The sequence below is a fragment of the Phocaeicola faecalis genome, assembly GCF_021730445.1.
Taxonomy (GTDB): Bacteria; Bacteroidota; Bacteroidia; order Bacteroidales; family Bacteroidaceae; genus Phocaeicola; species Phocaeicola faecalis.
This window is the reverse complement of sequence record NZ_JADNRM010000012.1, coordinates 94810-117244: the sequence shown is the minus strand read 5'-3', so window position 1 is coordinate 117244 and position 22435 is coordinate 94810. Positions and strand designations below refer to the sequence as shown.

Sequence of the window (22435 nt, the reverse complement as noted above, 5' to 3'; positions counted from 1 at the left end):
GATGGTACTGCGTAACAGTGGGAGAGTAGGTAGCTGCCGTTTTAATGAAAGCCTCCGAGTCAGTCAAATGATTCGGAGGCTTTTTTTGTATTTATACTGCTCATACAGCTTGGAATGGGGGGAGAAATATCGTTTAAGTACTATAAATGTATATACTCAGGACAATATCGCTACATAAAGAATACCTGAAGCTTTAATTTTGTAGAAATAAAAACCTATAAATATTATTATGAATAAACGAATAGCATTTTTGTTGTCTTTGTGCTGGATAGTATGTTGCTCTTATGCACAAAATTCTTTTTCAAAACAAGAAGTAAGACAATCAATGAGGCGTGTTGCCGATTGGCAAATAGCCCACATGAAAGAAGTTACCTATGATCCGTTGAATTGGGTAAACGCTACGTTCTATCTGGGCTTGTCTAAATGGGCATCCGTGGCGGAGCAGGAAAATCAGGATGATTTTTATTTTAAATGGTTGCGACGTTTGGGAGCACGTAATTATTGGCAAGTGGATAAACGAATGTATCATGCAGATGATATCTGTGTGGCACAAACTTATTTGGATCTTTATCGTAAATATGGAAAGGAAGAGATGCTGATTCCTACAAAGGCTCGTGCCGAATGGGTGATGGCGCATCCTTCTAAAGGGTCTTTCTTGTTGGATTATGGTGATGCTTCCACTTTGGAAAAATGGACGTGGTGTGATGCTTTATTTATGGCTCCGCCGGTTTATGCTCGTTTGTATAACATTACCGGTGATAAGAAATTTCTCCGTTTTATGGATAAGGAGTATAAAGAGACTTATGAGTTCCTTTATGATAAGGATGCCCATTTGTTTTATAGAGACCATCGCTACTTTACTCAAAAAGAAGCCAATGGCGAGAAGGTGTTTTGGGGTAGAGGAAACGGATGGGTGCTGGGAGGACTGGTCGAAATTCTTCGTGAACTTCCTGTAGGTAATAAATACAGAACTTTTTATGAGAACTTGTTTGTGGAACTGGCTACCCGTGTAGTAGCTTTGCAACAGTCTGACGGATTTTGGAGAGCCAGTATGCTGGATCCTCATTCTTATTCTTCTCCGGAAACCAGCTGCTCCGGATTTTTTGTTTATGCTTTGGCATACGGTATTAATGAAGGATTGTTGGCGGAGGAAGAATTTCTTCCGGCGGTGGAAAAAGGCTGGAAAGCCTTGGTAGGTGCAATAGAGGAAGATGGTAAGTTGGGCTATGTGCAGCCTATAGGTGCCGATCCCAAGAAAGTAACCCGTGAAATGACAGAGGTGTATGGTCCGGGTGCATTTTTGCTGGCAGGTACAGAGGTTTACCGGATGGCAAAAGATGAGCTGCATGGTAATAACATTCCGGTAGAACGTATCCGTGAGATAGCTGCCATGCTACCAGAAAAACCGGAAGGTATCGGAGTTACCTATAAAGACCGTGCCTATTGGGATAAAATGAAGAATACTCCTGAAGCCCGAAAATTAATTGAAGAGGCTCATCGTAGTCTGAAGGATGGAATGCCGCCTTTTGTAGATTCGCTTTATTTGCATCTTAATAAGACTGAGATTCGTCTGCCGGGAGAGAATATGATGAATGCTCGTTATCAATATTTGTGGCGATTAGTATTGGCGGAATGTTTGGAGAATAAGCGGCGTTTCATTCCGGCGATTTGTGAAGGAGTGGAAGAACTCTGCCGTCAGAAGCCTTGGTCAATTCCAGCGCATGACCGTAACTTGCATAACTATCATGGAACGGATTATTATGTAGACTTGGTTGTTGCTACTGCCGGAAATACATTGGCACAATGTATTTATTTATTGGATGACCGTTTGCCGGCTGAGACGAAAGCTTTGGCGATGTGCGCTTTCCGTGAGAAGGTGTTCCGTCCAATCTATCGTTGTTTGGAAGAAACAAAACCTTTTTATTGGTTTACTGTCACGAATAACTGGAACTCGGTGTGTTTGGCCGGTGTGACGGGTGCAGCACTCACTTTGCTGCAGGACAAAGAGGAACGTGCTTTTTTTGTAGCTGCTGCCGAGAAATATTATGTATATGGAATGAAAGGATACAGTGATGACGGATATTGCAGTGAAGGGGTAGGATATTATAATTATGGTTTCTGCTCGTTTATCTTGTTGCGTGAAGAAATTTGCCGTGCTACGAAAGGGAAGATTGATTTTTTTCGTACTCCTAAGTTTGCCCGTATTGCGCAATATGGAAAGAAAATACAGATAATGAATCAGGTTTGCCCTGCTTATGCCGACTGCCGTGCCGGTGTTTCACCTTCTTGGTTTATTACGAACTATTGTGATAATGTGTTGGGCACTGCTCCTTATGAGGAAAAATATGAAATACCCGACATGGATAATCTTTCATTGCACACCATCGGTATGTTCCCACGCCAGGCTTGGAAGGTGGAAATGACTCCGGAAATACAAGAGGTATTGAAAGCTGAAGCAGACGAACTCCATTCTTGTTATGATGAAGCGGGCATTATCATTAGCCGCCCTGCTACCGGCTCGGCTTGCCGTTTGGGGGTATCTGTAAAGGGAGGACACAACGCAGAAAACCATAATCATAATGATGTAGGCTCTTATGCAGTAGTGATGGGCGGCCAGACGATGGCAGGCGATATGGGTGGCCCTTTCTCTTATCCCGGTGATTATTTTAGTGGAAATGCTTATAAATATCCTATTAAAAATTCATTCGGTCATCCTGTTCCCTTTATTAACGGACAGTGTCAGGTATCGGGCAAGAAGGCTCAGGGAGTGGTATTGAAGAAAGAATTGACTGACGGTATGGATATTTTTCAGATTGATTATACGTCAGCGTATGCTACTTCGGTGCCTGAACTGGAAAAGCTGATACGTACCTTTACATATAATCGTGCCGGAGAAGGAACTTTCGTTATTGAAGATTATTTTGATGCGGCATCCGGCATCTCTTTTGAAACGGCTATTACGACTCGTGCCGAATGGAAGGTGATAGGAAGCAATCGCTTGGAATTGGTGTTGGACGGAGAAAAAATGACGGTGGATATTGAAGCTCCGGGTGTGGTAGAATTTAATTCGGAGACTGTTGAAGTGAACTCTCCTGCTTATACGCGTATTGGTATCCGCCTGAAGAAACCATTGCAAAGTGGTAATATTCGGTTGACAATGTATCCTTCGCGTCCATAGTTGTGTATAAAATAGTCCGTTCGGTTAATTTATGTACAAAGAACTCAAAAAAAGGGTATGTTCCAATGAGGGGCATACCCTATTTTTGTGCTGTTAAAAAGTTTACTACTAACGAATTTTGAACTATTATTATGAAAAAAACATCAAAACAGATTTCTTTGCTTTTACGAAAGAAAGGATTCTTAATGTGCACTACATCAATGCTGTTGGCAAATGTAAGTGTATTTGCAAGCCCGGATGCAGCGAAGGCATCTTTGGAGCCGGCTAAACCGGATGTGGCGTCAGTAGCCATTGTTGCACAACAGGGTAAGACTATTACCGGTGTGGTGATGGACTCACAAGAGTCTATTATCGGTGCGAATGTGATGGTAAAAGGCACAACAAACGGTACGATAACCGACTTTGAAGGGAAGTTTACCCTGAGTAATGTACCCGAAGGAGCTATTCTGCAAATCTCTTATATCGGCTATCAGAGTATGGAGATTAAAGTCGGAAATCAAACTAGTTTTACTATCAAGTTGAAAGAAGACAGCCAGGCTTTGGATGAAGTAGTGGTGGTGGGATATGGCTCGCAAAAGAAAGTAAATCTGACAGGTTCTGTTGGAACTGTCGATGCGAAAGTCTTGCAATCACGCCCTATCACTTCGTCTACCAGCGCATTGCAGGGAACTATACCTAACTTGCAGATTACGCCGAGTAGTGGTGAGCCGGGTACCGGAGCGACACTGAATGTGCGTGGTACTACTTCTATTAACGGTGGTAGCCCACTGGTGTTGGTTGACGGTGTGGAGATGAATCTCGATATGATTAATCCGAATGACATTGCCAACGTTACGGTATTGAAAGATGCGGCTGCATCTGCCATCTATGGTGTACGTGCTGCTTATGGTGTTATTCTGGTAACAACGAAGAATGCAGGCTCGGATATGAAGACTACTGTGTCTTATTCCGGTAATGTGGCATTTTCCAAACCGACAGTATTGCCGGAAATGGTAGGTACAAGTTGGGAGCATGCCGAATTTGTAAATCGGGCAATGACAAATGCCAATCTGGATGTGATGTATAATCCGGATACGGTGGAAAAAATGAAGAATTATGCAAATGACCCTGCTAACAATCCTGAATATGAAGTGCTGAACGGTACCATGTATTATTATGGTCATTCTGACTGGACTGATTTGATGCTGAAGAAGTATACTCCTTCTCACCGTCATAATATAAATATTTCGGGTGGTAATGAAAAGACTAAATTCTATACTTCTGTAGGTTATGTAAACCAATCGGGTATGTACAAAGTGGGTGAAGATAGTTTCCAACGTTTGAATACCCGTTTGTCTGTCGACAATCAGACTACTCCATGGATGAAACTGGGTGCTAAAGTTTTGTATAACTATACTACTACCGATAAACCTCATAAGTATAAAGATGATGTTTGGCAGCAGATGGTATTTTCAACTCCGACACGTATGTCTCGTCCGTGGGGAGGCGATGCACGTTATCCGGAACTTGACCAATATGCCGGTAAATACTTTGATGACCAAAATCCTATATCTTTGTTGGAACAGGGCGGTCGTGACAAGAAGAAAGTACATGATATCTGGTTGACCGGTAGTGCCGACTTTACCTTTACCAAAGACTGGCATGCACGTGTGGACTTTACTTACAATCTGAATTACAGCCGCAGTGCAGAGCATCGTAAGAAAGTGGATATGATTACCAATGCTTTTGTTGAGACAGAAGGTAATACCAATAACAACAGCTATTCGTGGGTGAACGGTAATAAAGACTATTATTCTTTCAATGCCTACACAGATTATGAACACACTTTTGCAGAAAAACATTATGTGAAGGCCATGCTGGGTTTCAATCAGGAACTGACCAAGTATAATACGACTACTGCTACACGTCAGAACCTGATATCTCAGGATTTACCTTCAATGAGTTTGGGAACCGGTATGCAGACTGTTAGCGAAAGTGGTTATGAATGGGCTTTGCGTGGCGGTTTCTTCCGTTTGAATTATATCTATAATAACCGTTATTTATTTGAAGTGAACGGCCGTTACGATGGAACTTCCCGTTTCCCTTCTGATAATCGTTTTGTATTCCTGCCTTCATTCTCGGGAGCATGGCGTGTGTCGGAAGAATCTTTCATGGAGTCGACTCGCTCTTGGTTGGACAACTTGAAGATACGTGCTTCTTACGGTATTTTGGGTAATCAGTTATTGACAGCCAGCAGTTGGTCGGGCAATACTAAATATTATCCGTATATTCCCTTTATGGCTTCAGGTACAGCAGGAAACTGGCTATTTGTAGACGGTGAGAAATCTTTATATATCAATCCGGCAGGATTGGTGTCCAGCGATTTGACTTGGGAGAAAGCTTCTACCTTTAATGTCGGTCTTGATTTTACCATGTTGAACCAACGCTTGGACTTCTCTTTCGACTGGTATCAGAGAACGACATCGGATATGCTTGTTAAGGTGGAATATCCTGAAGTGCTGGGAACAACGGCGCCTCCTGCCAATAAAGCAGAGTTGCGCACCCGCGGTTGGGAAGTTTCTGTGAAATGGAATGACCGTATTGGTAATGATTTCTCTTATGATTTAGGTTTTATCCTTTCGGATTCACAGGCTGAAATTACTAAATATGAAAATCCGACTGAAACATTGAGTGACTATTATGTGGGTCAGAAGATTGGCGAAATATGGGGATATGAGACAGAAGGTTTCTATCAGTCGGATGCTGATGTTCAAAACCATGCAGACCAGTCTAAGTTAGGTGCTAACTGGGCTCCCGGTGATATCATGTATAAAGATTTGGATGGAAATAATAAGATAAACAACGGTTCGAATACATTAGACGACCATGGTGACTTGAAAGTAATCGGTAACACTACTCCGCGTTACCAATATGGTGTCACTGCTAATATGTCTTATAAGAATGTATATTTGAATGTCTTCTTCCAGGGTATCGGCAAACGTGATTTCTGGCCGAGTTCACAACCTTTCTGGCCGGTGGCAACACAGTATTATAATACTCAGAAATGGTTTGTTACGGACTCATGGTCTGAAGACAATCGCGACGCATACTTTGCGCGTCCTATTGCACGTGAAACAAAGAACCAACAAAAGCAAACCAAATATTTGCAGGATGCTTCTTATTGTCGTCTGAAGAATCTGACAGTAGGATATGACTTCCCGAAATCATGGTTGAGCTTCTTGCACGTTGCAAAAGCAGGTGTTTATTTCAGTGCTGAAAACTTGTTTGAATTCACCAATGTGAAGGGAGCTTACGACCCTGAAGCAGCGGGTAAGAATGGTACTATGGTATATCCGTTCCAGCGTACTTATTCATTCGGATTAAACGTAACATTCTAAATTTAGTAGACAAGATGAAAAAAATAATATTAAATATAGCAGCTTTAGCGGCTGTATCATTGATGTGTGTTTCTTGTAATGATTCCTTTTTGGATAGAAATCCGACACACGACTTGAATGACAATAGCTATTGGAAGACCGAAAGTGACCTTGAAGTCTATAATAACGGTATTTACAATGAAGCCGGAAATGACAGTTATTACCGTTTTATGGTAGGACATACCCTGGGTGCATGGAATAGTAGTTATGCGGATTATTTCTGGAAGGATGTACAGACTGATAACTATGTTTCGAAGAGTAACTCAAACCATACTTCGTATACAAAGATTGCTGCCGGGAAAGAGACGGTTCCCAATAACCCGACTGCCGGAGGGTGGTATTGGACTTTGCTGCGCCGCATCAACACTTTCTTTGCTAATTATGAGAAAGTGGGAATAGCAGAAAATATCAGAAACAGGTATGCGGGTGAGGCTTATTTCTTCCGTGCATGGTTCTATTTGGATAAAGTACAGATGTATGGCGATGTCCCTTATATCACTACTCCTTTGAATACGGATTCTGAAGAACTGTATGGGCCGCGTACTCCCCGCAAGGAAGTGATGGACCATGTTCTGGAAGATATCAATAAGGCTTGCGACTATTTGCCGGAAGACTGGGGTAATAAAGGGGTGCGTGTGACAAAAGGTGCAGCATTGGCATTGAAATCACGTATTTGCCTTTACGAAGGTACTTATAGAAAATATCATGGATTGGGTGATTATGAAAACTTCTTGCAGGAAGCCGTGAAAGCATCTGAAGCGTTGATGGCAATGAAGAAATATGAAATTTATAACACCGGAAATCCTGATAAAGACTATGCCACTTTATTTACCAGTGATGATTTGACTGATAATAAGGAAGTGATTTTGTTTAGAAAATATGTAGCCGGTTTGTTGGGCCATCGCTTATGCGGTTATTTGGTTGCTTCGGGCAATGGTGCTACAAAAGATTTTGTTGACGATTTCCTTTGTATAGAGCCGGACGGAACTGCCAAACCTGTTGCTTTGAGCGAGACTTTTAATGATGATGAGTATGAGAATGTCTTGGACAACCGTGATCCGCGTTTGACTCAGATTGTGCTTGATCCACGTCATTCAAAGGAAATTCTGTACAATAAAGACAAGTTTATCTTCCCTCGTGTAGCAGGAATGACAGGTTGGGAATCGGCTACAGGTTATCATGTTATCAAACATTATATTGCTGAACAAGACATGAAAGGCTATGGTAATGAGACACATGATGCTCCATTATTGCGCTATGCTGAAGTCTTGTTGAACTTGGCAGAAGCAAAAGCTGAATTGGGAACCGTTACTCAGTCTGATTTAGCCCGGACTGTCAATGTGATTCGTGACCGTGCCGGAATGCCTCACTTGACACTGAATCCTGTAATGGACCCGAAATATGCGGGTGAAGGCTTGTCTGCCCTAATTATTGAGCTTCGTCGTGAACGCCGTGTGGAACTGTGTTTTGAAGATACTCGCTATCAGGATTTGATGCGTTGGAAATGGGGAAAGCGTTTGGCAAACCGTGTACTGGGCATGCGTTTTGAACCATCGGATTTTGACAATCCCCGTTTCAATCCGTCTGAAGGAAAGGCTGATCCTGGCCGTGTGAAGCTTTTTGAATTGAACGGAAAACATTATATTGATGTGTTTGCCGGCACTGACTGGGAAAACCGTTCGTTTGATGAAAATAAGCATTATTATCATCCTATACCTATTAATGTAATCGGTAAGAACAAAGAGATAACACAGAATCCGGGTTGGGATTAAATATATATTTTGATTGTTGAGGTAAAAGGTTAGGTTTTGTTAGGTTGTGAGGGAGTGTGTCCAAACTAAACCGGCCTATCCAATCGTCAGCTGTAGGGGCAGGGTTTGCCTGCCCGAAGACACAAAACAAACTGTTTTCGGGCGAGCGGACCTCGCCCCCTACGAATGAAACGACAGCATTATCCACGTTTTGACACAACCCCTTACTTATCTTCTTTGGCGGGAGAATCATTGTTTTTGCGTACATTCAGAGGAGCAATACCATAGAATGTTTTGAAACATTTGCTGAAGTATCTGGCCGAAGAGAATCCGAGCTGGTAGGAAATCTCCGTTACATTGAGATGAGGTGCATTGTGCAGTAAATGCATTGCTTCCTCCAATTTCAACTTGAGAGTAAACTCATTGGGAGTCAGTCCGGTGATTTCTTTTAATTTCGTATATAGTTTGCTGCGTCCCATTCCAAGCTCAGAGGCGAGAAGGTTCATGTCGAACTCCGGATTCTCAAAGTTCTCTTTGATTACCTGCGTTGCCTTTTCCAACAGTTGGCGGTCATTTACATTAATGGTGTCCGGGGCCTCCTGTTTGTTGGCGATAGGCTGTTTGAGACGTTCCAGCATTTGTTGCCGGTTCTTGATGAGGTTGCTGCAACGGGCTATGAGAATTTTCACATTAAAGGGCTTGGTGATATAATCGTCTGCCCCAAACATATATCCTTCTATTGTATATTGTTCGGACGCTTGTGCCGTGAGCAGTATGACAGGAATATAAGATAGTTCGATACTGTTTTTTATCTTATAACATAATTCCTTGCCCGACATTTCAGGCATCATCACATCACTGATAATGAGGCTGGGATGTACCTGATATGCCATTTGCAATCCTTCCTTGCCGTTCAGGGCGATGTGCACTTCATACATGGATTCGAATATGCTCTTCAGTAAATCCAGCATTTCTTCATTATCTTCCACTATGAGGAGCACAGGTTTTCCGCTGTCGGTATCCGGTGTGGTGGGAGGAGCTTCTTCGATGGGCATCTCTGCCAGGTCGAGCAACTTGCCGGTGTCTCTGTTGTCATCCGTAGTCAGGCGGGTATGTGCAATGTCTTCAGGTGAAAAATGAGAGTTCCCTTTTAGCAGACAGATTGTGAACTCACTTCCTTGGCCCGGTTCGCTTTTCACATGAATACTTCCATGATGAAGGTCGATGATTCCTTTGGAGAGTGCCAGCCCGATTCCTGTGCCGAGCGTGAATTTGTTGGCGCCATTCTCCAGTTGGTAGAAACGTTCGAATATTTTGCTGACAGCTTCTTGTGGAATGCCGGAGCCATTGTCCTTTACACTGATATGAGCCTGTGTGTTTGTATTGCTGATGGTCACATTGATTTTACCTCCTTTTGGGGTATATTTAAAGGCGTTTGAAATCAGATTGAATATGACTTTCTGCAGTTGTACCGGGTCAAACCATAGTTTGAGTTCTTGTTCCGGGCATTCAAACCGGTAATTGATTTGCTGGGTAGCCGCATATTCATAAAAGGATATGTATATTTCTTTTACAAAAGGAATGATGTCTTTGTGTTCAATCCTCAGTTTCAGATATCCTTGCTCCTGTTTGCGGAAGTCCAGAAGTTCTGAAATGAGATCTCTCATGTGCCATGCGTTTTTATAGATGTGCAATATGCGGTTATAGATGGTCGGAGCAAGTTTATTTTGCTGCAATAACACCTCAATCTGTCCGATAATCAGTGTGAGGGGAGTGCGGAACTCATGTGAGATGTTGGTAAAGAATCTCAGTTTGACCTGATTCAGTTCTTCTGTGCGTTCTTTTTCTTTGCGCTCAAATTGCAGTGAGGCCTGAAGTTGGGTTTGTTTAGTCTTGATATGGATAATGAGGTACATGATACCAATCAGACACAACACATATATCATAAACGCCCAGTAAGTGGCATAGAAAGGAGGAGCAATGTAGATGTTGAGGCTGATGCTGTGTGAACCCTGATGTTCGCGAACTATTAGCCGATACATGCCCGGACTGAGGTTGGTGTAGGAAATAGACTGTGACTGGGTAGGAATCCAATGGTCGGAGAAACCTTCTAATTTGTATTCATAAATTACGTCTTCGTTCAACGTATAATTGGAGGAGCAGAACTCGAAGATTAGATTATTCTGGTCGTGCGAAAGCCTGATTTCTTTTACCTGCGAGAGAGTTTGCGGGAGGATTCCGGTTTCGTCATCGGGCAGTACACGTGTGTTATGCACCCACAACTGATCAAAATAAATATGATAATCATGGTTGGTGTGGTAGAGCTGTTCTTCAAAAAAAGAAAGCATGCCGTTTACTCCGCCGATAAAGACTTCTCCATTTTGTGCGAAATAAATGCTTGAGCCCTGGCAATATCCCATTTGAAATAAATTGTATGTATGCTTGCTTTTACCGGTTTCGGAATCAAAGAGAGAGAAGCCTTTGCTGTGCAGAATCAACAGATGGTGGTAAATGGGAGATTCACAGATATAGTAGCAATAATCGCTGGGCAATGCGTTATTGCCTAGTCCATATTGACAGAAGGAGTCACTATCGGGGATATATTTGAATAATCCTGAGCCGATAGTGCCGAAATAAATTTCGCCTTTGCTGTTTTCCATGATATTCACTATTCTGAATTTACCGATGGAGGAAGAATCTTGCGCGTTGGTGTAATAACGGTGAAGACTGTTGTCCGTTATGTGGATGCGCAGAAGTCCTCCTTTTGAATCGGCCAGCCATAGTCTTTCTTTACTGTCGATAAGAAAGGTCTCAAACTGATAAGGGCGGGAGAGTTGCTCATTGATATCTTCATTGCGGGTGAGGGGAGAGAACGTCTCTTGTTCGGGATTGAAAAGATAGACACCTGCCTGCGTCAGCATAATAAGCTTGTCTTTATAAGGCTGTATTTCATTGACGATATTGCCGGCTTGTGAAGTCGGGTTGTTTTGAAGGGGAGTCAGCGTGCGGAACTGTTTCCGAGCAATGTCGAAAATAGCGAGACCGCCGGTATGCGTACCTATGTATAGTTTGTTTTTCTCTTTGGCATAATAGATACATTTCATATTGTTATGCGCCGTTCCGGGAAGTCCGTTGGCATGATAAGAGAACTTCTCAAAGGTTTGAGTCGTTCGGTTGAAGAGATTCAGTCCTCCTCCTTCTGTACATATCCAAAGGTTTTCCTCCCCATCTTCTACCATCTTACCGACAAAAGGAAAACTTAAGAAATGGTTTCCTGTTGTCCCCGAGCCATAAAACCGGCACGTGTTGGTATCGGGGTTAAAGTAATTTACTCCGCCGAAATAAGTTCCTATCCAAATCGTTCCTTGACGGTCTTTATATAAACAGTTGATAGAGTTATGGCTGAGTCCATAGTCTATATTATCTTGATGAAGGTGGGCGGTCCATGTGTCGGAATCAGGGTCGTAATGGTTCAGACCATTGAAAGTCCCTACCCAAATATGTCCATTGTTGTCTTCCTGAACCGTCCTTATCTGATTGTTGGACAATCGGTTGCTGTCTGTGTAATGTGTTCTCTCCTCCTGCGGATTGATGCGGTAAAGGCCGTCCTGCACAGTGCCGATCCACATATTTCGCCGGCTGTCTCTATAGATAGAAGAAATATGGGAAATGCCGGTGATGGTTTTAATTGTCTTATAGTCTTTGCGGGATATCAGTGAGACGCCTTGGCTGTGCCCCATCCAGATGTAATCCTGGTCTATAATCAATGAATTTCCGACATTGAATTTATACTCCAGAGTGGCTGCGTGATGCACCTTTCCGTCACTCTTCAGATAGTATTGCAATTCATTCTGGTGCCCAATCCATAACGTATCCTTATGGCAATACATGGTATGGACTGCATTGGGAAGGATGCAGGTAAACTTTTCTTTTTCTATATCGAACTTTATCAGGTCATAGATGGAACGGATATAGATGCTTCCGTTTTTGTCTCCGCAAATGGCACTGATTTCATTATGGGTAAGTCCATTGCTGTTTTGCGACGGACGATAGATGTCTATCTTGTCACCATTATATCTGTTCAGTCCTTCACTGGAGCCAAACCACAATGTTCCTACCTCATCCTGATAGATGGAAAGCACAGTGATTTGCGACAAACCCTCTTTTACATTAATATGCTTAAAGTGAATATGATTCCCATAGCAAAAGAAAGCACAACAGAAGATGAGGATACAGAATACATTTATTCTCATATTAGATTTGTTTTAGGTCTTTTTAGCGGGACAAATTTAATTATTAATTAATCAAAATAAAAACGATGAGAAACAAAAAGCTGCAAATGCATCTAAAAGTTTATGGAAAGAAATGCGCTCAATCATTGTATAGACGGTTGCTGTCCTTGAATTGATAAGTATACCTGCCGAAAACAAACCGGTCAAAACACTTTCTTGAAACAAACTTGTTCAATTCCTTGTGTCCAAAGCTTTGTAAATAATCAATGTGTGCAGGCATAGAATCGGCATTGCCGGAAGGCGATAGTATGTCAGGTACAAACCGATGCAAGATTCCAACAGCATTTATACAGCGATGATGCAAGGGGGCCTATCAAAGTGCTATTGAAACCATATAATCCATTTTAATGTCGTCATGCTCATAGTCTGAGAATTATAAAAAAATGTGTACTATAATTACTGTGCTTATTAAAAGTATATTTTTTTGTTAAAATCATTTTCGCTTACCTGTATTTTTAATATATTTCTTTTATTTTTGTGTATTAATTTAACGTAACATAAAGTAGTATATTATTGGAATTTCTGATATTCTCCAAGAATCAGGATGTTCCTTTTTTAATGAAAAGCACATGAACTTCAATGAAAAGTAGAAAAAGTTACTATTTAAGGAATGCATTGCTTACATTTTTTATATTTGCGTTTTTTACCCAAGTATGCGATGCACAGACGTATAGGTACATAGGAATGGAAGATGGTTTGGGTAGCCAGAAAGTTTATCGCATTTTGCAGGATTCTTTAGGATACATGTGGTTTCTCACTCAAGAAGGCCCTAACCGGTATGACGGAAAGGAAATAAAACACTATGAACTGACAGACCAAGGAAAGAAATTTAACATACAAAGTTGTTTGAATTGGCTTTATATGGCAGAGGGCGGGATATTGTGGGGGATAAGTCAGAAAGGGCGTATTTTCCGTTATGATCCGGATTATAACCGTTTTGAGTTGGTCTATACACCTCCGCTGTCTAAAAAAGGAAATGTCTTGCCTAACATCACTTATGGATATATGGATCGCACCGGATATGTGTGGCTGTGCGGTAAAGAGCAGATAATCCTGTTTGACACTCACACTGGAAATGTTTTGCAGCCGTCTTGCAACATAGCCAGTAACATTACCGCTGTTGAACAGACGGGACCTGATGACTTTTTTATAGGTACTGAATCCGGCTTGTACCGGGCAAAATTGGAGAAACATCCTTTATCACTTTCGTGTATGCCCGCGTATAATCTTCGGGTAACAATAAGCGAACTGTTCTTTTCTGCCGACCTGAACAAACTTTTCATAGGAACCTCCAAGCAGGGAGTTTGGATTTTCAGCCCCGACAGTCCATCAGGCATACATTCGGATGAAACTTTCGGTGATGTAAACATTACGCGGATTGTACCTTTTAACAAGAACGAGGTGCTGATAGCCACTGATGGGAAGGGTATTTACCGTATGGATGTAGACTCATGCCGTGCAGTTCCCTATATAGTAGCCGATTACACCGCTCATTACGGCATGAATGACAATAACATCAACGATATATATGTGGATGCGAAAGCACGTATCTGGATTGCAAATTATTTTAATGGGATAACTGTTTGTGACAACCGTTACGGGGGATACCTCTGGACTCGACATTCAATCGGCAACCGTCAGTCACTGGTGAACAATCAGGTGCATGATGTAATTGAGGACAGTGAGGGCGACCTTTGGTTTGGTACCAGCAACGGTATAAGCTTATATAAAACAAAAACTGGGGAATGGCATTCCTTTTTCAGTACCTTCGACAAGGAATCCGGGGATAAAAACCATATTTTCCTTACCTTATGCGAGGGTTCTCCCGGTATTATTCTGGCAGGCGGTTTTACCTCCGGAATTTATCAGATAAATAAGCGTACCCTTAAAGTCGACTACATCTCCTCTTCGGCTTTTTTCCATCTGGACTTACGTCCGGACCAATATATCAGGGATATCCGGAAAGACTCGGATGGGAACATCTGGTCCGGAGGTTTCTATAACCTGAAATGTTTTGATATTAAAAGAGGGAGGTCACGTTTGTATCCGGGCCTAAGTTCCATTAACTGCATCCAAGAAAAGGACCGCTCATCAATATGGGTCGGTACTTCCAGAGGCTTATATCTGTTGGATAAGGAGTCTGGAAATAGCCGTAACATAGACCTGCCTGTAGAATCCGCACATGTTTGCGCATTATATCAGGCAGAAAACGGTGTATTGTATATAGGAACCGAAGGTGCCGGGCTGCTACTCTACGATCCCGGTGCAAATGCATTCGCCCAATATCATAAAGAAAATTGCGCGCTTATTTCCAATAATATCCATACCATCCTGCCTAAGCCCAATGGGGATATGCTGCTTTGTACAGAAAATGGGATTGTCCATTTTTCTCCTCAGAACATGTCTTTTAGTAATTGGACCCGTGAACAGGGGCTTATGAGCGTCTGCTTCAACCCCGGTGCCGGCATCTTGCGCAGTGACGGACGTTTCATACTGGGCAGCAATGATGGTGTTATCGGCTTCCCGGCCGATATAAAGATTCCTCGTCCCTCTTTTTCGCCGATTCTGCTTAGTGACTTAATAATATCTTATCAGACAGTATACCCGGGGGAGGACGGCTCACCGTTGCAGGCAAGCTTAAATGATACTCGTGAGCTGAAACTCAAGTATGGACAAAATACATTTTCCCTGCAAGCCTCCTCCATTAATTACGACTATCCTTCCAATGTACTTTATTCATGGAAACTGGAAGGGTTTCATAAGGAATGGAGTACGCCGTCTTCCAATGGGCTGATTCGTTTTACCAATCTTCCAGCAGGAAAATATACACTTCATATACGTTCGGTTTCTAATGAGGAAAAATATAAAAGTTATGGACAACGCAGCCTTTCGATTATCATCTCCCCTCCTGTATGGGCCAGTCCTTGGGCCATGGTCGGTTATGTGGTACTGTTCATTCTGGCATGCACCATTCTGTTTCGTATAATGGCTTTGAGGAAACAAAAAAAGATATCCGATGAAAAGACACGTTTCTTTATCAATACAGCCCATGATATACGTACGCCCTTGACTTTGATAAAGGCACCGTTGGAAGAATTGAATAACAGGGACTTGGTCAATAAAGAAGGAAAGAAACATGTAGGGATGGCCCTGAGGAATGTGGACGTGCTTTTGCGTCTTGTGACCAATCTTATCAATTTTGAACGGATTGACACTTATTCGTCACATCTGTATATCGCCGAATATGAATTGGGGGCATATATATCCGGTATCTGTGACACTTTCCGTTCATACGCAAAAGTCAAGCACATCCAATTGGTATGCGAAAGTAGCTGTAATTACTTAAATGTGTGGTTTGACAGAGACAAAATGGACTCTATTCTGAAGAATATCCTTTCAAATGCTCTGAAGTATACTCCGGAAAATGGAAGCATACACGTTAGAGCGTCAGAATGTGGAGAGAACTGGTGTATCGAAGTAAGGGATACGGGAATCGGGATTCCCCATAATGAACAAAAAAGCCTTTTCCGTACCTATTTCAGGGGCAGTAATGCCATCAACCTAAAAGTAAGTGGCAGTGGCATAGGGTTGATGTTGGTGCATAGGCTTGTACGTTTGCATGGCGGAAATATATCAATAGAAAGCGGTGTAGGACAAGGCACGTGTATAAAGCTCCTTTTCCGTAAAGGGAACGCTCATTTCAAGAAGGCCAGTATTACAGCCCACCCTCAGGAACAAACCATAAGTATGCCTGAAATTAATACGGCATTCTCGTTGAGCACAGCCAACACTTCTGACTGTAATTTGTCTAGGCGCATCCTTATAGTAGAGGACAACGATGACTTGCGTATCTATCTGGTTAATACTTTGGGACAAGATTATAAGGTTCAGTCTTGTAAGAACGGAAACGAGGCGCTTGATATTTTATCTGAATTCAATCCTGATTTGGTACTTTCGGATATTATGATGCCAGAGTTGGCGGGAGATGAACTGTGTGCCGCTATCAAGGGGAATATCGAGACTTCACATATTCCAGTACTGTTGCTGACCGCTTTAGGTGATGAAAAGAATATTCTGGAAGGCTTGAAGGTCGGTGCCGATGACTATATAACAAAACCATTCAGTGTAGGTATACTTAAAGCAAGCATTAATCGTTTGATTGCCAACCGCCTCCTGCTTCGTAAAAAATACGGCAGTGCTGATTTTGATAATGAACAATGGCCCAAAGGCTGCAAGGATACGCTGGACTGGAAATTCATTTCTTCCGTCAGGAAAAACATAGAGAAAAACATGACCAATCCAAATTTTACGGTAGATACTTTGTGTGCACTTCATAACATGAGCCGTAGCAGTTTCTATAACAAACTGAAAAGTTTGACAGATGGTTCACCCACAGATTATATTCGTTTGATACGTATGCAACGCGCGGAGCAATTATTGCGGGAAGGAGAATATTCTATTACCGAAATAGCAGAAATGACCGGATTTTGTGACGCTAAATACTTCAGGGAAGTGTTCCGGAAACATTTTGGAGTTAGTCCGAGTGAATACAAAGTAAAAAGAGAGCAATCAGACAGGCGGCCTTGAAAAAGTAAAAACGATATTTTGATTGATGCTAGGCTGCATCTCTTTTAAAGAATATTCATTAAAGGTGTTTTGGGTATATGAAAAAAAATCGATATTACTCTATTCGTTTACCGGTATTTCTCGGTTTGTAAATTATGAGATTGTTTTAAAATGCATACTGTTTAGTCTGATTGGGCCTTCCATATACAGTTGACAGTATTTAACATTGGCGTAGCCGTAGGTTATATCAGGATAATATATTACCTTTGTCCTTAAATTTGTTAATTCTAATACTATGTACAAAATTTTCCGTGGCTTCCAATTGGTCGAAGCCTATCAAGATTTGAAGAAAGCCAAACGGTTGGCTGAAAAAAGAAATGTAAGCAGAGGCATAAAGTTGGCTGTTGCCATAACTGTTGCCCTTATACTATGGTGTTTGCCCATTAACACATTTGGAATAGAAGGGCTGACAGTCATAGAACAGAGGTTAATCTCTATTTTTGTTTTTGCCACTTTGATGTGGGTGTTCGAGGCTGTTCCAGCGTGGACTACTTCCGTATTGATTGTTGTCCTGCTGTTGTTGACGGTATCCGACAGTAGTCTGTGTTTTTTTATTCAGGGTATCCCTATGGAAGAGTTGGGTCGTACGGTGAAGTATAAGTCTATCATGCACTGTTTTGCCGATCCTATCATCATGCTGTTTATCGGTGGGTTCATTCTGGCTATTGCTGCTACTAAAAGCGGATTGGATGTATTGTTGGCACGAGTCATGTTAAAGCCCTTCGGTACTCAGTCCCGTTATGTCCTGTTGGGCTTTATTATGGTAACGGCCGTCTTTTCCATGTTTCTCAGTAATACAGCCACTGCTGCCATGATGCTTACATTCCTGACTCCGGTTTTGAAGTCTCTGCCGGCAGACGGAAAAGGGAAAATCGGTTTGGCCATGGCAATTCCCGTAGCTGCCAATATCGGTGGTATGGGAACTCCTATCGGAACTCCTCCTAACGCTATAGCCTTGAAATACCTGAATGACCCTGAAGGATTGAACTTGAACATCGGTTTTGGTGAATGGATGGGATTTATGATGCCTTATACTGTCGTTGTATTGTTCATATCTTGGCTTATCCTGTTACGTCTGTTTCCTTTCAAACAGAAGACAATTGAATTGCAAATAAGCGGAGAGGCAAAAAAAGACTGGCGTTCTATTTTGGTATATATAACTTTTGCTGTTACTGTGTTGCTGTGGATGTCTGACAAGTTCACCGGAGTAAATTCCAATGTGGTGGCCATGATTCCTGTCGCTGTCTTTTGCGTCACGGGAATTATTACCAAACGTGACCTGGAAGAAATCAGTTGGAGTGTGCTTTGGATGGTAGCCGGAGGATTTGCGCTGGGCGTTGCGTTGCAGGAGACAGGGCTTGCGCAGCACATGATTGAATCCATTCCATTCAATAACTGGCCTCCTGTACTGATGATTGTCGGTTCGGGATTAATTTGCTATGCCATGGCCAATTTCATTTCGCATACAGCTACCGCTGCTTTGCTGGTTCCTATTCTTGCCATAGCCGGTATTAGTATGCGTGAGAACCTTTCTGCTTTGGGCGGTGTGGAAACTTTGCTGATAGGAGTGGCTGTCGGTTCTTCCCTTGCTATGGTTCTTCCCATTTCCACTCCTCCGAATGCCTTGGCACATGCAACAGGCATGATTCAGCAAAAGGATATGGAGAAGGTCGGATTGATAATGGGAGCTATCGGACTGGTTTTGGGATATGCGATGTTGATAGTCCTTGGTTCTAACGGACTTTTGTGATTCAGGTTATGAATATCGGAAAAGCGGTTGTCGTTTGAAAGGCAACCGCTTTTTATGTTTATTTAGAGTGTTCTTGATATAAGTTACTCCCTCTTCCGGACTGCATTTGATACCATTACGTCCCAGCATCAAATGACGAGATGGTATGTATTGACATGACAGGAAAATTCGAGCAGGGAAACCCCGCACTGCCGACGATACTTCGCTTCCGTCTCCGGTCTGCACCCTCTTATCCGGTTACATTCCATTTCTTTCAAGGCTGAGCGATTGTATCTTCTGTTATAGTCTATTCAGCGACAACACAGCGCACAAAGCAAGCATCCGAGCCATTAGGTCTAATCAAGTTGCTCGTAGAGATAAAATTGAAATCGAATGAGAAATAGTTGATATCCCATCCCAAGCTGGGACCATCCGTTGGTGTAAGTTGGTTTCTAGGAATTTCCTTATTTAACCAATAGATGGCTCCCGGTCGTTTGTATAAATCGTAAAACAACGGACGTTCAGTAGGATCCTCATATAATTTTGTTCGACCGGAAGCATATCTTAATACTCCATTGAGGCTTTCAGTATCTCCCCACGTGGGAATATAGCTTTGTTTTCTATGTCCGTAGCCGGAAGCACCAATGGGGAAAAAGAGGCTTTTACCCGTTTCACTGTTGTATGCAAAACAACCTCTCATTCCACGTCCCATTGTATTATGTTCATAATCATAGCCGTAAACTTCTACGATATCATCAGCCGTTTTTGTGGCATCATCTCCATACAATACACCGTATCCCTGTTCTACATGGCTGCCTTCCTTCCTCAATTCCCAAAAGTCGTCGGCTGTAGCTACCCTGGCTTTTTGCATCTGGGGGTTGCCAAACATTTGGGCATTTTCATTAGAAGAAATAGTTGTCCACTCCATTTTATTCTTAGTCGCTGCATTGGTAAAACCATTTTCAGGATATACTTTGAAACTTCCCGGTGTAACATTTATCCACGGCTCGAATGGATTTTTATTACTCAATGCGTCTATCGGCTGGAGCCAATTTCCGAATTTGAACAGTGATCCTTCGTCCAATGGAGTAGAAGCCAGTTCCGTTGAAGTCCTCATGTTTTTGGCATACCACTTCACGCCGCCTGTAACCAAATCGTCAGGTTTGTCTCCTTGCCGCACGAAAATCAGATGCTGGCAGGTATAATTGTGATATTCCACGCGGATAATAGCGTAACGGTTCTCTGTCGAATTACCGGAGAAATCCACGCTGAAGTCAATCACGCTACCGGTTTTACCATATATGACTTTCCCATATTCCGGATCATTCCTTAACTCTGTTGTATTGGGAGATGTTACCGACAGGCTGATTTCGTCCCCGTTATATCTCTTGACGACATAGGCTTTCCAAGGTCCTTCAGATTGGAATGTTGTGAACATTTGTTGATCCTCTCCCGGCAATCGTTTCAATACTACATGAAAAGATTTGTTGTTGTTCGCAGAACGATAAATTCCCTTAGGATTCACCACACGGCGTACCTGGTATATTGGAACTTCGTTTATAAAAGGCTTATCCACACCTGTCAATTTGGTTGTAATCCTCACTATCGCTTTCCGTTGGTACGCCACGTATGGATTATTCCCCGTGTATCCGGTCGTTGATATCATCTGTTTGGCACGTGTGTACATAGGAATATATACATTGTATGTATTTGCTTCCGTGGGATGCTTTTCTACACGGTATTTATCGTCTGCTACAGAACCGACAGTCGTAAACTCTTCGAATGTCTGGTTGCCAGGCAAAGTAAAGTTCTCATATACACGTTCGCCGCGTTTTGGATCTTTTTTGTAATATGTTTCATTATTAGTGATTTTATCTGCATAAAGCACTGTCTCCGTGGTTTTATGTAATGACAGGAAACCGTTCCACGGTGCTGCAACACCATTCGGAGCACCCGTATAATAAATATCGCTACTGGCATTATGGGGAGCCCAGTTGTTTTCTTTGATTTCTGCCTTTATAGATTCAATCTTATGCCCACCCGTATTCACCTTGATAGGGTACATCATGGAATGATTGTACAGATAGGTTATGTAGTACGGTTCGGGAGTCATCACCCCGGGTTCCGGTTCCTCGTACTCGATATGCCAATCTGCATCGTTGGCGAAGTTCCTGAATTTCAATGTCAGTTTGTAATGGCAATTACGCTTGGCGTTATAGTCATTTATTTCGTTCTGTCCCAGCATGAAACGATAGATGATACGCCCGTTGCCCAGTCGCTTGGAGTTGTTGGATATATAGTGAGCTTTCACCTCAATGTAGGTGCCGTAGGGTACGTTATCTTTGAGTCTGTAGAGAGGATATTTCTCCGGATCGCCTGGCAATCCGGGAAAATCCAGTTTCCCGTCCGGTTTTCCATCAGGACCGGGTGCATCCTGCCGCTTGTCAGGCATACCATCTCCTGCACCCTGCATATTCTCGTAGAAATACAGTGCTTCATCCGTTTCTCCGTGAGAGCCGAATTTCGGGGTACCTGCCGTGATACGATGTCCCACACAATCGTCACCGATTTCAAAATTTGCTTCTCCATGATTGTGATCGGCATAGGTAATGATTTCCCCGTCGAGCAGCATGTCCGTTTCTTTCTCTTTTTCAGGAGCTGCCAACGTGTATCCTTTCGCGCCTACGTTATTGTCCTTTCCCAAATAACATTGCGCCGGAATATCTTTAATCTGCACTGATTCGAGATAGATAAACACTCCTTCTGCCAGATCACTGCCGTCATAGGCTATCGTTACTTTCGATGCCGCACGGCGCAGCCACGCATGTAGCTTCACGCTTTTTTCATTCACTACAAGCGACTCGTCGTCCGCTGATAGGGCAGGGGCAGTTTTTTTTGTAAAAAAGCCTATCATCTGGCCGTTGTTAGCCACGTTTAGGGAATCCCATACGAGAGGAATATTTTTAAGTCCGTCCACTGTTTTTATGGCTTCAGAATAAGCGGTATTTGTAAGCAGGTCGGGGATGTTTGCCACGGCATACATATAATATTTGCCGAAGTTGATTTCTTCCGGCAACTTGAAAGTGGCGCGTTTGGTTTTTGCTTCCGCTGTATGGTGTTCGCCATTTGGATTTGCTTCCGCATCATTATCCGTGCGGTTTTCGTCAGACACTGTATGTCCTTCAATCTGCCATTGTTTTTTAAGAATCCGGTTTTGGTCATACAACAGAACATGTAAACTTCTTATATCCTTTAAGGCGCCTCCCGCAGCTCGTGTTTGGGCTAGTGCCGACGACATGGGCTTGAAGTCCAGCGTGGCGGATACGTTTGCCTTGCCTTCGCCTATGGTTTCTTGCGTCAAAAAGTCATCCTGGCAACCTGCAACGGTTACAATCATCAGGAAGAGAATGGTATGTAGTACAAAATGCTTCATAATGCTTCTG

At 42.6% G+C, this 22435-nt stretch carries 6 protein-coding genes and 1 pseudogene; 5 read left to right on the top strand and 2 right to left on the bottom strand.

The features are described from left to right. Window positions 1-229: 229 nt before the first annotated feature. The 3 genes and pseudogenes from IR173_RS18150 to IR173_RS12200 all read left to right on the top strand — a co-directional run. Window positions 230-1336: pseudogene (locus IR173_RS18150) on the top strand (glycoside hydrolase family 88/105 protein); the annotation flags it as partial. 2027 nt (window positions 1337-3363) lie between these two features. Continuing rightward, on the top strand, window positions 3364-6555 hold the full coding sequence (locus IR173_RS12205) for a SusC/RagA family TonB-linked outer membrane protein (protein WP_237039874.1): 3192 nt from the start codon (window positions 3364-3366) through the stop codon (window positions 6553-6555). 14 nt (window positions 6556-6569) lie between these two features. Further along, window positions 6570-8366, top strand: coding sequence for a RagB/SusD family nutrient uptake outer membrane protein (locus IR173_RS12200; protein ID WP_237039873.1), 1797 nt, complete (start codon window positions 6570-6572; stop codon window positions 8364-8366). 203 nt (window positions 8367-8569) lie between these two features. Here IR173_RS12200 and IR173_RS12195 read toward each other — a convergent pair whose 3' ends face one another. Continuing rightward, window positions 8570-12598 (bottom strand): hybrid sensor histidine kinase/response regulator transcription factor, encoded by a 4029-nt coding sequence (locus IR173_RS12195; RefSeq protein ID WP_237039872.1) that lies wholly within the window; start codon window positions 12596-12598, stop codon window positions 8570-8572. Window positions 12599-13216: 618 nt separating this feature from the next. Here IR173_RS12195 and IR173_RS12190 point away from each other — a divergent pair. Continuing rightward, a complete protein-coding gene (locus IR173_RS12190) occupies window positions 13217-17224 on the top strand; it encodes a hybrid sensor histidine kinase/response regulator transcription factor (RefSeq protein ID WP_237039871.1) in 4008 nt (1335 codons plus the stop codon). 274 nt (window positions 17225-17498) lie between these two features. After that, window positions 17499-19013 (top strand): SLC13 family permease, encoded by a 1515-nt coding sequence (locus IR173_RS12185; RefSeq protein ID WP_237039870.1) that lies wholly within the window; start codon window positions 17499-17501, stop codon window positions 19011-19013. A gap of 286 nt (window positions 19014-19299) precedes the next feature. Here the strand turns inward: IR173_RS12185 and IR173_RS12180 are convergent, their stop codons facing one another. Beyond that, window positions 19300-22425, bottom strand: a complete 3126-nt coding sequence (locus IR173_RS12180; RefSeq protein WP_237039869.1) for a hypothetical protein — start codon at window positions 22423-22425, stop codon at window positions 19300-19302. Window positions 22426-22435: the final 10 nt, after the last annotated feature.